Here is a 12,748-nt window from a genome sequence, read left to right on the forward strand (position 1 = left end):
GTGGGCCCTTGTGATGAGAATGTGCATGACAAAAAAGCGGGTGGCCGGAAGATCTTCGGTCACCTCGTCGTACAGAGGGGACCCCCACATGAACAAGCCTCTCGTCGCCGCGCTCGCCTCCCTGGCCATCACCGGGATCGGCACGGCTCCGGCGGTCGCCGCGCCGCAGACGGCAAAGGCCGCGGCGGTGACCGTCAACTTCGCGGGCACCGTCTCGCTCAGCAACTGCTCCGGCTCCGTCATCCGCTTCCCGAACTCCGCGGACAGCGACCCCGCACTGGTCCTCACCAACGGCCACTGCCTGGAGACCGGCTTCCCGGACCCCGGCGAGGTCATCACCGGCCAGTCCTCCAGCCGTACCTTCGGCCTGCTGAACTCCGCCGGCACCAAGGTCGCCACGCTCCGCGCCAACCAGGTCGTCTACTCGACGATGACCGACACCGACATCACGATCTACCGCACCACCACGACGTACGCGGCGATCAAGAGCTCCTACGGCATCAGCCCGCTGACCGTCAGCGCCGGCCACCCCGTCGCCGGCACCGCCATCAAGGTCGTCTCCGGCTACTGGAAGACGATCTACAGCTGCAACATCGACGGGTTCGTGTACCGGCTGAATGAGGGCGACTGGACCTGGAAGGACTCGGTCCGCTACACCTCCGCGTGCAACACGATCGGCGGGACGTCGGGGTCGCCGGTGATCGACACCACCACGGGCCAGGTCGTCGCCGTCAACAACACGGGCAACGAGGACGGGGAGCGGTGCACCGTCGACAACCCGTGCGAGGTGGACGAGAACGGGACCGTGACGGTTCGGCAGGGGATCAACTACGCCGAGGAGACGTACATCATTCCGGCGTGCTTCACGACGGGGAACGTGCTGAGCCTGAGTGCGAGTGGTTGCACCCTGCCGAAGCCGTAGGGGCGCGCCGTTCTCGTCTGCGGGTGCGTGGGGGCTGGTCGCGCAGTTCCCCGCGCCCCTTCGGGGCGCGTTACGGCTCGCGTCGGACCGAACGTCCCGCCAGTTCATCCGTTCTGCGGCCGTTCTCGATCACGAAGCGGCCGTTGACCAGGACGTGCGGGATGCCTGTGGGGAGGGTGCGCGGGTGCTCGAACGTCGAGCCCGCCGCCACCGTTAGCGGGTCGAAGAGGACGAGGTCGGCCCGGTGGCCCTCGCGCACGAGGCCGCGGTCCGGCAGGCGCAGCCGGGCCGCGGGGCGGGACGTGAGGTGGGCGACACACTCCTCCAGGGTGAGGACCCCCAACTCCCGTACGTAGTGGCCGAGGTAGTGCGGGAACGTGCCGTAGGCGCGAGGGTGGGGTTTCGTGCCCTGGAGGATGCCGTCCGAGCCGCCGGTGTGGACGGCGTGCCGCATGATCGTCCGCACGTTCTCCTCGTGGCCCACGTGCTGGAGGATCGTGGTGCCCAGGCGGTCGGCGACCAGGAGGCGGCGGGCCGTCGTCCAGGGGGACTCCCCGCGGGCGTCCGCCGACTCCTGGACCGTACGGCCGACGAGGTCCGTGAGGGCCGGGTCGGTCACGCCCGAGATCTCGATCGTGTCCCACTCGACGGGGACGCCGTGGCAGCCGTCGGAGCCGACGGACTCCAGGTGGTGGCGGACGCGTTCGGCCGTCCCGTCGTCCGCCAGCCGGGCCAGGGCCGCCGCCGGGCCGCCCTCGTTCGCCCAGCTCGGCAGCATCGCCGCGAGGGTCGTGCTGCCGGGGGTGTAGGGGTAGGTGTCGAGGGTGATGTCCGCGCCGGCGGCGAGGGCCTCGTCCAGCAACGACAGCAGCTCGGGCGCCCGGCCCTTGTTCACCCCGAAGTTCATGGTGGCGTGGGCCAGGTGCAGCGGGCAGCCCGCCTCCCGGGCCAGGGCCACCATCTCCGCGTACGCCTCCAGGGCGCCCGCGCCGTAGGAGCGGTGGTGCGGGCAGTAGTAGCCGCCGTACTCCGCCACCACCCGGCACAGCTCGGTCAGTTCGGCGTCCGGCGCGTACATGCCGGGGGTGTAGGTGAGCCCGGAGGACAGGCCGACCGCGCCCTGTTCCAGGCCCTCCGCCACCAGCCGGCGCATGTGGTCCAGCTCGGCCGGGGTCGCCTCGCGGTCCTCCCAGCCGACCGCGAGCGCGCGGACCGTGCCCTGGGGGATGAGATAGGCCGCGTTGACGGCGATGCCCCGGTCGAGGCGGTCCAGGTACTCGCCCACCGACCGCCAGTCGAAGTCGACGTCGTCGCCGGAGCCGTTCCACCCGGTGATCGCCCGGCGGACCTCCGTCAGCGTGCGGTCGTCGACCGGGGCGTACGACAGCCCGTCCTGGCCCAGCACCTCCAGGGTCACCCCCTGCGCGGCCTTGGCGCTGTGGTCGGGGTCGCGCAGCAGGGCCAGGTCGCTGTGGGCGTGCATGTCGATGAAGCCGGGGGAGAGGACCAGTCCCTCCGCGTCCAGCTCGCGCACCGCGCGCGGGCGCTGGCAGCCCGCCGCCGCGGCCTCCTTGACGATCGACACGATCCGGCCGCCGTCGACGACCACGTCCGCGCGGTAGGAGGGCGCGCCGCTGCCGTCCACGACGTCGGCGTCCCGGATGACCAGATCCTCCACGACACGCTCCCTAGAAGTAGGTGCGGATGTAGTCGACGACCGTTCCGTCCGCCTCGGCGACCGGGATCAGCTGCCACTTGTCGAACGACGTGCACGGATGCGACAGGCCGAGGCCGATCCAGTCCCCGACCTCCAGGTCCGCCCCGGGATCCGTGCGCAGCCAGGCGTGCTGGTCGGACAGGCCGGTGACCGAGACTCCGGTCGCCGGGCGCTCGGTGCCCGCCCGGCGGATCACCTGGGCGAAGGGGAGGTCGAGGTCGTAGGCCGCGTCCCGCTTGCCCGCGTTGGCGAAGGCCTGCTCGGGGGAGGGGCGGGAGACGATCTGCGCCCAGAGCCGGAAGGCCGGCTCCAGGGTGCCCTCCTCGGGGACGCGGTTGAACGGGGTGACCTCGCGGTAGCGGCCGTCGTCGTGCGAGACGTACGCGCCCGAGCGGAGCAACTTCAGGACGGGGAGCGAGAGTTCGGGGATCCCGGCGAAGACGTCCGCGACCGCGTCGAACCAGGCGCTGCCGCCCGCGCTCACGACGATCTCCGTCAGGTCCGCGAACCGGCCCGCCTTGTCGAACTCGACGGCGAGGGCGACCAGCCGGCGCAGATAGGCGTGCACCCGGCCCGGGTCCGCCTGCGGAACCTCGCCCTCGTACCCGGCCACCCCCACCAGCCGCAGGGTCTCCGTCCCGGCCACCGCGTCCGCGACCGCCGCGCACTCCGCCTCCGTTCGGACGCCGGTACGGGCGCCCTCTCCGGCGGCGAGCTCGACGACGACGTCCACGGGGCGCGAGGCCCCCGTCGGCTTCAGCGCCGCGTCCATCAGCTCGACCCCGCGCACGGAGTCGACGTAACAGATGAAACGGAAGTCCGGGTCGCGCTCCAGCTCCGCGGCGGTCCAGCGGAGCGCCGCCGCGTCCACGAGCTCGTTCGCGAGGAAGACCCGCCGGGTGCCGAACGCCCGCGCCACCCGCACCTGGTGCGGCACGGCGAGGGTGATGCCCCACGCCCCGCGCTCGGTCTGCCGCCGGAAGAGCTGCGGGGCCATGGAGGTCTTGCCGTGCGGGGCGAAGGCGAGGCCGTGCCGTTCGGTGTACGCCTCCATCAGCGCGAGGTTGTGCTCCAGGCGCTCGGCGGAGAGGGCCAGTACCGGGGTCGCGAAGCCGTCGGAGAACAGGTTGCGGCGCTGGGCGGCCAACTCGCCGACGGTGAGGCCTTCGGCGTCCGGCGGGAGGCCCTTGAAACGGTGGTCGACGCGTTCCTCCGCGAGCCGGGCGAGCGCTTCGGAGCCGGTGTCGAGGGACACGGAGCCTCCCTGATCGGTTCGGTTGCATGATGTGCAACGTCCATTGCGTATATCGCTTACCGCTGTCTAACATCCACGCCAACGCCGGGTCAATGGAGCCCGCAGCAACCCGGACGACGAGGAGCCACCACCATCGTGAAGGCCACGGACGCCGTTGACGTCGTTGACGCCCCGGACGTCGTCGCGCTCGGCGAGTCCATGGTCACGTTCCTGCCCACCCGGCCGGGGCGCCTTGCGGACGTACCGTCCTTCGACCGCGCGATCGGCGGCGCGGAGTCCAACGTGGCCTGTGCGCTGGCCGCCGCCGGGCACGCCGTGCGGTGGGTCAGCCGGGTCGGCGCGGACGGGTTCGGCGATCACCTGGTGGAGACCGTCGCGTCGTACGGCGTGGACGTCTCGTGCGTGGGCCGCGATGCGGTGCGGCCGACGGGGGTGTACTTCCGTACGGCGGGGGACCGGGCGACGGACGCACACGAGGTGGCGTACTACCGGGCGGGGTCGGCGGCCTCCGCCATGTCGGCGGCGAACGTGGACGTCGGCGCGGTGCGCGCGGGCCGGGTCCTGCATCTGTCGGGGATCACCGCGGCGTTGTCGGAGGGGTGCCTGGGGCTGCTGCGCGAGCTGACGGCTCCCGCCGAGGGGCGCCCGGTGGTGTCCTTCGACGTCAACTACCGGGCGGGGCTGTGGGGTTCGGGTGACGGCTCGCACGTCCTGCTGGAGCTGGCACGGCGGGCCGACATCGTCTTCGTGGGGGAGGACGAGGCGGAGGAGGCGTGGGGGGTGACGGGAGGGCCGTCGGCGGTCCGCGAGTTTCTGCCGGAGCCTGAGGTGCTGGTGGTGAAGCAGGGTGGGGTGGGGGCGACTGCATTCGTGTCGGGTGCGGGTGGGTGGGGGTTGCTCGCGCCCACGCGGCGGCAGCCGCAAATCAAATACAGCCCCGCGCCCCTGAAGGGGCGCCACAGTCACCGTTTCTCCCAAGCCGCGGGCAGTCGTGCCGCTGGGGCGATGGGGGTCCCCCCGCTCGAGCGAAGCCGAGAGTGGGGGAGGGTGGGCGCGGGCGGCACCCCGCAAGCGCGGGCGAGCGAAACCCCGCCCCCGGCCCCCACCCCGCCCGCCTTCGAACCCGCCCCCGCCGTCGACGTCGTGGCCCCCGTCGGTGCCGGTGACGCCTTCGCCGCCGGTTTTCTCTCCGGCGCCCTGCGCGGACTGCCGGTCAGGCAGACGCTCAGGCTCGGCCACCTCTTCGCCGCCGCCGCCCTCACCACCCCCGCCGACCTCGCCCCGCCCCCCGACCGCGACACCACCGACCGCCTGACCGCCCTCGACGACAGCGGGTGGGAGAGACTTCGACTCGGCCCCGGCTGGACGCAAGCCGACGCGGCCGAAGAGGAGGAACGCACCCCATGAGCCAGACCGTCGACCGAGCGCTCAGCATCCTGCCCCTGCTCGCCGAGGGCCCCGCCGACCTCGGCCAGGTCGCCGACCGCCTCGGCGTGCACAAGTCGACCGCGCTGCGGCTGCTGCGCACTCTCCACGAACACGGGCTCGTCTACCGCCAGTCCGACCAGCGCTACCGCCTCGGCGCCCGCCTCTTCGCCCTCGCCCAGGAGGCGATGGAGAACCTCGACGTCCGCGAGATCGCCCACCCCCACCTGGCCCGCCTCAACGCGGCCTGCGGACACACCGTGCACCTCGCCGTGTTCGAGGAGGGCGAGGTCCTCTACATCGACAAGGTCGAGAGCCGCTACCCGGTGCGCATGTACTCGCGGATCGGCAAGCCCGTCGCCATCACCGTCGCCGCCGTCGCCAAGCTGCTCCTCGCCGACCTGCCCGAGCCCGAACGGCGGGCCCTCGCCGACAAGCTCGACTACCCCATGTACACGGCCCGTTCGACGCCGAACGCGGAGGCGTTCCGCAGGGAACTGGCCAAGGTGCGCGAACAGGGCTGGGCCACCGACCTCGGCGGCCACGAGGAGTCCATCAACTGCGTGGCCGCACCGATCCGCGGTGCCGACGGGCGGGTCGTCGCCGCCATGTCGGTCTCCGCGCCCAACGTCGTGGTCACCGCCGACGAACTCCTCACCCTGCTCCCGCAGGTGCGCCGCACGGCGGACGCGATCAGCGGCGAGTACTCAGGCAGAACCCCGATCAAGGAAGCCGGCAACCGATGACCGAGAAGATCGCCCTCACCCCCACGACCCACACCACCCCGCCCGCCAAGTTCTCGCACGGCGTCCGGAAGGGCAACATCCTCCAGGTCGCCGGCCAGGTCGGTTTCCTGCCCGCCGAGGAGGGCAGGCCCCCGACCCCGGCCGGCCCCACCCTGCGCGAACAGACCCTCCAGACCCTCGCCAACGTCAAGGCCATCCTCGAAGAGGGCGGCGCCTCCTGGGACGACGTCATGATGATCCGCGTCTATCTGACGGACGTGGACCACTTCGCCGAGATGAACGGCATCTACAACACCTACTTCGAGGAGCAGGGCCTCACCGCCCCGCCCGCCGCCCGCACGACCGTGTACGTCGGTCTGCCCGCCGGCCTCCTCATCGAGATCGACGCCCTCGCCGTCCTCGGCTGAGGCCGCCACCCCGTCAACTCCCGCACACCGTACGTCTGTCACGGCGCGGCGCCCGCCCGGGTGCCGTGCCGCGATCCCCCCTGCCCGAAAGCACCATGTACTTACGCAGAGGACCCCCACATGTCCCTACCGCTCGCCGCGTCCGCCCCCGCCCCCGCAACCCCACCCCACACCGGAGGCCTGCTCCTCCTCCTCGACGGCACCGCCGGACTCCTCACCGTCGCCGCCATCGGCATCGCCCTGCTGCTCTTCCTCATCATCAAGGCGAGGCTCCAGCCCTTCGTGGCCCTCCTCGCCGTCTCCATAGCCGTCGGCCTGCTGGCCGGGCTCTCGGTCACCGAACTCTTCGGCACCGTCCAGCGCTCGGACGCCGTCTCCACCGTCGAGTCCGGCATGGGCGGCATCCTCGGCCATGTCGCGATCATCATCGGCCTCGGCACCATGCTCGGCGCGATCCTCGAAGTCAGCGGCGGCGCGGAGGTGCTGGCGACGCGTCTCCTCAACCTCTTCGGGGAGAAGCGGGCGCCGCTCGCGATGGGCCTCACCGGCCTGATCTTCGGCATCCCCGTCTTCTTCGACGTCGGCATCTTCGTCCTGGCGCCCCTCGTCTACGCGGCGGCCAAGCGCGGCGGCAAGTCGATCCTCCTGTACTGCCTCCCGCTCCTCGCCGGTCTCTCCATGACGCACGCCTTCCTGCCGCCGCACCCCGGTCCGGTGGCCGCCGCCGCGCTGCTGCACGTCCAGCTCGGCTGGGTCATCCTCATGGGCGTCGTCTGCGGCATCCCGGCGGTGCTGGCCGCGTGGGCGTTCTCGGCGTGGATCGGGAAGCGGATCTTCGTCGCCGTACCGCAGGACATGGTCGAGGCGGCCGAGGAGGCCAAGCAGGCGGTGGTGGCGGAGCAGCGGGCGGCCGGGGTGGCACCCCAGGAGAAGCCGGTCCCCCTCGCGACGGTCCTGGCCATCATCGGCACGCCCCTCGTCCTCATCCTCGCCGCGACCTTCTCCTCGATCGCCCTGGACCCCTCCACCGGCCGCTCGGTGCTCGGGTTCTTCGGCACGCCGATGGTCGCCCTCACCATCGCCCTGGTCCTCGCCTACTACCTGCTCGGCATCCGGCGCGGCTGGTCCCGCAAGTCCCTGGAGACCGTGTCGACGGCGTCCCTCAAGCCGGTCGGCAACATCCTGCTGGTGGTCGGCGCGGGCGGGATCTTCGGCGCCGTACTGAAGGCCAGCGGGGTCGCCCAGGCCCTCTCCGACACCTTCAACAGCGTCGGCCTCCCGGTGATCGTCCTGTCGTATCTCATCTCGGTGGTCCTGCGGGTCGCCCAGGGCTCGGCGACGGTGGCGATCGTGACGACGGCCGGCATCGTCGCCCCCCTCCTCACCGAGGGACACCACTCCCAGGCCTTCGTGGCCCTCGTCATCATGGCCATCTCGGCAGGCTCGATCTTCGCCTCGCACGTCAACGACGGCGGATTCTGGATGGTGGCCAAGTACTTCGGCATCAGCGAGCGCGACACCCTGAAGACCTGGACCGTGCTGGAGACGGTGCTGTCGGTGGTGGGGTTCGGGGTGGCGGGTGTGCTGAGTGTGTTCGTGTAGGGGGTCTCGGCGTCTTCGTGTAGGCGTCTGATAACGAAGTCCGGGGCTGGCTGTGTCCGGCACAGGTTCTTGGACCATACTGCCCGCTGTGGAGCAGCGCATAGGAGCCAACAGCCAGCCCCTGGAAGGCGCCGGATTCGACCCGGCCTTCATCCCCGGGCTCACCTCACCCGCGCCCGCCGAGCCGGCCGACGCGAAGCCGGAGGACGCCCGGCCGGAGGAGGTCGAGGAGGCCACGGCGGCCGAGGACGTGAAGGCCGAGGACGTGAAGGCGGCGGCCGAACCGGTGGCCGAGGCCACGACGGACGCCGACGACGACGCGGACGACGAGGAGACCCCCGAGGGTCCCGCCTTCGAGGCCGCCGACCGCCGCGCCCGGATAGTGGCCGACCACCAGGGCGTGCGCCTCAGCCTCGACGAGGAGAAGTGCGAGTTCCGCTGGGACGAGATCGGCGCGATCGAGACCGAGGCCCCGCGCTTCGGCAAGCGATTCACGATCACCGTCCACACCCCGGACCGCCGCTGGTACCCGATCGAGATCGAGGCGACGTCCCGCTCCCGCTTCAAGGAGTGGGAGGAGCAGCTGGACGAGGTCCTCGACGCGTACTTCGACGAAGGCGCGGAAGAGGACGAGGAAGACGTCCTGGAGGCGGAGACGGAGACGGAGGCGGAGAACAAGGCCGCGGACGAAGCCGAAACCGAAGCCGCGGACAAGGCCGTCGACGAGGCCGAGGAGAAGGACGAGGACAAGGCCGAGGACAAGGACAAGGCCCTCCGCAAGGAGTAGCCCCGTCCCGTCCACGACCTGCCGCTCCGGCCCTGGCGGCTGCCCCACGGCCGGAGGGGCTCACTCGTCGGCGTCCCGGTCGGCTAGCCGCAGTACTGCGCTTCCTTCCCGATCGACCGGTACATGCAGTCCGCGTTCTCCAGCAGTTGGAACACCGCGTCCCGGTTCCGGGAGGTCTCCCGCTCGATCACCTCGTCGGGCGGGTAGAAGCCGCCCCCGGAACTGGACGTCGGGTACATCTCAAAGGTGTAGTCGAAGATCTTCTGGGTGCCCCACAGATAGTCGTCGATCGAGCCGTCGGTGATGTACAGGTCGCTCGACTGCTCCGGCGTGTAGCCGTTGCTCGCCGCCATCTTCTGCCCGACCGCCTTGAACGCGGCGGCGTCGTCCGCGGTCATCCCGGTGGCCGTGTCGGCGGTCGTGTAGCCGAACGGCCACAGCACCAGCTCGCTGTACGTGTGGAAGTCGATCCCCGCCTTGATCTGCTGCTTGCCGCCGACGACCCGGCTGCGCACGAAGTCGGCGACCACCTTCACCTCCGGCGCCGACTCGGCGGCCGCGCCCCGGTAGGTCTCCGAGGACGTGGAGCCCGAGGATCCGCCGCAGCAGCCGAACTTGTAGTTCCAGTTCCGGTTCAGGTCCGTACCGACGTACGACGAACCGGAGTTGGGCTGCCGGTTCTTGCGCCACGAGCGGTACGAGCCGGTGGCGATGTCGTACTCCCCGCCGTCGGGGTTGAGATCGGGGACGATCCAGATCTCCCGGCTGTTGACGATGTTCGTGACCCGGGAGTCCGATCCGTATCCCGCGCCCAGTTCCCGCAGCAGGTACAGCGCCATCTCCACCGTGAGGTGCTCGCGCGCGTGCTGGTGGAAGGTGAGGAGGACCTCGGGCTCGTTCTCGTCCGTCGCCACGTTGTCGCTGACCTTGATCGCGACGATGTCCCGGCCCTGGTACGACTTGCCGATCACCTGCTTGCTCATGATCGAGGGGTAGGCGGCGAGCCGCTGGTCGATCTCGGCGTTCGCCTCGGCGTAGTTGTGGTACTTCGAGTCGGCCGTCGGGAAGTCGAACAGGCGCAGCTGGTCGGCGGCGGACGACCGGTCCGGGGCCGCGCCCAGAGGCGTGACGTCGTAGCCGAGGCGCTTCAGCGCGGCGATCTGCGCGGGCCGCCCGGAGACGACCACCGTCTCCTCGTCGGCCTCGTCCACGGAGACGCCGGCCTGCTGGATCGCCGCGCGGGTCACCGGGGTGGTGCTCTGGTGGATCTCGTACTGCCGGACGTCGTCGGCCGACGGAGCGGCCGGGCGGGCGCTGTCGGCGGTCGCATGGGTCGCCGTCGCCGACACGGGGGCCGTGAGGGCGAGGGCCAGCAGGGCGCCGAGCGCGGCGGTCCGTCTGCCGGTGCGGGCACCGGTGCCGCGGGTGCCGCGGGTGCGAAGTCGCATGAAGTCTCCTGGGGGAGAGGTGGGGGTGGTTCAGTGCGACGTACCTGTGCGGGTGCTGTGTGCGGACTGTGCGGGCTGTGCGGTGCCGCCCATCGTCCAAGGAATGGCATGAACAGGTCAAGACTGTAAAACCAGCCGCGTACGTCGGCCGGACAGGTTCACCCGCGCCCATCACCCGTGCACATCACCCGTGCCCATCACCCGAGTTCGCCGGCCGTGCGAACCGGCCGCGCAGTGTACGCGCGTACCCGCCGCCGCAAGCGGCCCCCGCCGAAGTGCACCCACCCGCGTGACGTCCGTGTGCGTTCTCCCGGTCCGCCGGGAGACCGTGGTCGGACGGCCAAGAGGAGGGCTGGCTGATCATGGGCGGACCGGCGCCGCGCGGGGGCTGCCATCTGCCGGTCGAGACGACCGACTTCGTCGACCGGAGAGACGAACAGGCCGCGGGCCGCGAGCTGTTGGCCAAGGCCCGCCTCGTCACGTGCACCACCCCCGGCGAGGCGGACCCGCGCGAGGGCCGCTTCTGGCTCGACCGCGCCCTCGAAGCCGGCCCCGGGCCGGCCGCCGGCCGCGCCCGCGCCCTCCGGGGCTCCGCCCTGCTCGCCGGCAGCCCCGACGACCTCACCCGGGGCCTGCGCCGCGCCCGCGAGGCCCGCGCCCACCACGAGACCGCCGTCGCCCGTGGCCCCGTACCCGGCAGGCACCGCAGCCTGCACGGCCTGGACCTGGTCGAACTCGCCCGCCGCACCGCCGAGGGCCATGTGGAACGCATCCTCGGCGAGCCCGGCTTCAGCAACCGCAGCCAGATCGCCGCCCGGGTGACCGCCCGGCGCTGACGCACAGGAGACCCGATGAGTACCAGTACGGGCGCGCGCCCCGCCGCCGCCCAGGGGCAGTTCGACCACCGGATGGCCGTGTTCGGCTCGGACGACGCGTTCGTCGCGGCCGCCCTGGCCTTCCTCGCCGAGGGCCTCGCCGCCCCGGACGAGCCCCCGCCCGTCGCCATCGCCGCCCCCGGCCTGCTGGCCGCCCTGCGCGACGCGCTCGGCGCCGACGCCCGGGACGTCGGCTTCATCGACCACGCCGACTGGTACACCGGCACGGCCGCCAACGCCGTGGCCCAGGGCGCCGGTTACCTCGCGGCGAACGCGGGGCCCGGCGGCTGTGTCCACCTCCTCATGGAGCCCGACTGGGCCGGGCGCGCGGGGCGTTCGGCGCGGGAGAGCACCGAGTGGATCCGCTACGAGTCCCTCGCCAACCTCCTGTTCGCGCCCTTCGCCACCACCGCCCTGTGCGCGTACGACACCCGGACGGCGGGCCCGGCCGTCGTCGACGCGGCCCGCCGCGCCCACCCGGGTACCGGGGTGTACGAGCAGCCGCCGGTCCTGGTGCGCGAGCTGGACGCCCTGCCGCTGGCCCCGCCGCCGCAGTCGGCGGCCCGGCTGCCCGCCCCGGAGGCGGTCCGCGCCTGGGCCGCCGGGCGTGGGCTCCCGGCCGTGGACGCCGGGCGGTTCGGCCGTGCCGTCGTGGCGGCGGCGGCCGCGCACGGGCCGGTGGTCGAGGTCCTCGCCTGGGGCGAGGCCCCGGCCTGCGTCTGCGAGCTGCGGCTGTGCCGGGCGGTGGCGGATCCGCTGGCCGGGTTCGTGCCGCCGCCCGGCGGGGAGCCGGAGCCGGGGCAGGGGCTGTGGTTCACCCGCCAGGTGTGCGCGTACGTCGATGTCCGGGACGGGGCGGCGGGGGACGGGGCGAAGATCCGCGTCCAGTACGCGTGAGCGAGATGCCGTACGCGCGTACCCCCGCGGCGGCGCATACGCGGGTACCGGATCAGGTGTTCCTCCCCGCGTGCGGGGAGACGGGCACGGGCGCGCCGGGAGGCATGCCGCAGCCCGCCGGGGGCCGGCTCCCGGATCCCGGCCCTCAGTACGCCGCGTACCCGCAGCCCCCGGCCCGGGCCGGCCATCTGAGCGTCGAGTACGACCCCCGTCCCACGGCGGCCCGCGAGGCGCGCGCGGTGGTGCGGCGGCAGCTGGAGGAATGGGGGCTCGCGGAGCAGGACGACGTGGCGTACGTGTGCGAGCTGCTGGCCGGCGAGCTGGCCGCGAACGCCCTCTGTCATGCGGCGACCCGGTTCCGGCTCACCCTGGCGGCCTCGCACGGGGTGCTGCGCTGCGAGGTCGCCGACGAGGACCGCCGCCCGCCGCGGGTGCTGGAGGCGGGCCTCGCGGAGGGCGGCAGAGGGATGTACCTGGTGGATGCGCTTGCCCGGCGCTGGGGCTGCCACCAGGACGGGCCGGGCAAGACCGTGTGGTTCGAGCTCGGTACCTGCGGGTGCGAGTAGCTCCGCCGGGCGGGCCGCGACGCCTTGCGTGGGTCGCGGCCCGTCTTGCGGGTGCAGGTCGGTGGGGGCTGGTCGCGCCCACGCGGCGGAGCCGCACATGT

At 72.4% G+C, this 12,748-nt stretch carries 12 protein-coding genes; 9 read left to right on the top strand and 3 right to left on the bottom strand.

The window, feature by feature from the left end:
* Positions 1-88: 88 nt before the first annotated feature.
* Entirely contained in the window at positions 89-922 is an 834-nt protein-coding gene (locus KVT45_RS25640) for a trypsin-like peptidase domain-containing protein (protein WP_217551279.1), read from the top strand.
* 70 nt (positions 923-992) lie between these two features.
* Here the strand turns inward: KVT45_RS25640 and KVT45_RS25645 are convergent, their stop codons facing one another.
* Both KVT45_RS25645 and KVT45_RS25650 read right to left on the bottom strand, forming a co-directional pair.
* Positions 993-2,600, bottom strand: a complete 1,608-nt coding sequence (locus tag KVT45_RS25645) for an amidohydrolase family protein (RefSeq protein WP_217551281.1) — start codon at positions 2,598-2,600, stop codon at positions 993-995.
* A 10-nt stretch (positions 2,601-2,610) separates the two neighbouring features.
* Entirely contained in the window at positions 2,611-3,894 is a 1,284-nt protein-coding gene (locus tag KVT45_RS25650) for an amino acid deaminase (protein ID WP_217551283.1), read from the bottom strand.
* A gap of 198 nt (positions 3,895-4,092) precedes the next feature.
* Between KVT45_RS25650 and KVT45_RS25655 the strand changes: the two genes are divergently transcribed.
* From KVT45_RS25655 to KVT45_RS25675, 5 genes are all read left to right on the top strand, one after another.
* Positions 4,093-5,301: a sugar kinase gene (locus KVT45_RS25655; protein WP_217551446.1), complete on the top strand. Its 1,209-nt coding sequence runs from the start codon at positions 4,093-4,095 to the stop codon at positions 5,299-5,301.
* Positions 5,298-6,065 (top strand): IclR family transcriptional regulator, encoded by a 768-nt coding sequence (locus KVT45_RS25660; protein WP_217551285.1) that lies wholly within the window; start codon positions 5,298-5,300, stop codon positions 6,063-6,065. The genes KVT45_RS25655 and KVT45_RS25660 overlap by 4 nt, the downstream gene beginning before the upstream one ends.
* The gene (locus tag KVT45_RS25665; protein WP_217551287.1) at positions 6,062-6,472 is read left to right on the top strand and encodes a RidA family protein; all 411 of its coding nucleotides are present in this window, start codon (positions 6,062-6,064) and stop codon (positions 6,470-6,472) included. Before KVT45_RS25660 ends, KVT45_RS25665 begins: the two co-directional genes overlap by 4 nt.
* Positions 6,473-6,592: 120 nt before the next feature.
* On the top strand, positions 6,593-8,074 hold the full coding sequence (locus KVT45_RS25670) for a GntP family permease (protein WP_217551289.1): 1,482 nt from the start codon (positions 6,593-6,595) through the stop codon (positions 8,072-8,074).
* Between the two features lie 88 nt (positions 8,075-8,162).
* Positions 8,163-8,861, top strand: coding sequence for a hypothetical protein (locus tag KVT45_RS25675; protein WP_217551291.1), 699 nt, complete (start codon positions 8,163-8,165; stop codon positions 8,859-8,861).
* 83 nt (positions 8,862-8,944) lie between these two features.
* Here the strand turns inward: KVT45_RS25675 and KVT45_RS25680 are convergent, their stop codons facing one another.
* The gene (locus tag KVT45_RS25680; protein WP_217551293.1) at positions 8,945-10,309 is read right to left on the bottom strand and encodes a M14 family metallopeptidase; all 1,365 of its coding nucleotides are present in this window, start codon (positions 10,307-10,309) and stop codon (positions 8,945-8,947) included.
* A gap of 362 nt (positions 10,310-10,671) precedes the next feature.
* Between KVT45_RS25680 and KVT45_RS25685 the strand changes: the two genes are divergently transcribed.
* The 3 genes from KVT45_RS25685 to KVT45_RS25695 all read left to right on the top strand — a co-directional run bounded on the left by KVT45_RS25685 (position 10,672) and on the right by KVT45_RS25695 (position 12,647).
* Complete coding sequence (locus KVT45_RS25685; protein WP_217551294.1) at positions 10,672-11,145, top strand: hypothetical protein; 474 nt, start codon at positions 10,672-10,674, stop codon at positions 11,143-11,145.
* A 15-nt stretch (positions 11,146-11,160) separates the two neighbouring features.
* Positions 11,161-12,081 (top strand): MEDS domain-containing protein, encoded by a 921-nt coding sequence (locus tag KVT45_RS25690; protein WP_217551296.1) that lies wholly within the window; start codon positions 11,161-11,163, stop codon positions 12,079-12,081.
* A gap of 104 nt (positions 12,082-12,185) precedes the next feature.
* On the top strand, positions 12,186-12,647 hold the full coding sequence (locus tag KVT45_RS25695; protein ID WP_254647334.1) for an ATP-binding protein: 462 nt from the start codon (positions 12,186-12,188) through the stop codon (positions 12,645-12,647).
* Positions 12,648-12,748: the final 101 nt, after the last annotated feature.

This window comes from Streptomyces sp. GbtcB6, assembly GCF_019091475.1.
Taxonomy (GTDB): domain Bacteria; phylum Actinomycetota; class Actinomycetes; order Streptomycetales; family Streptomycetaceae; genus Streptomyces; species Streptomyces hyaluromycini.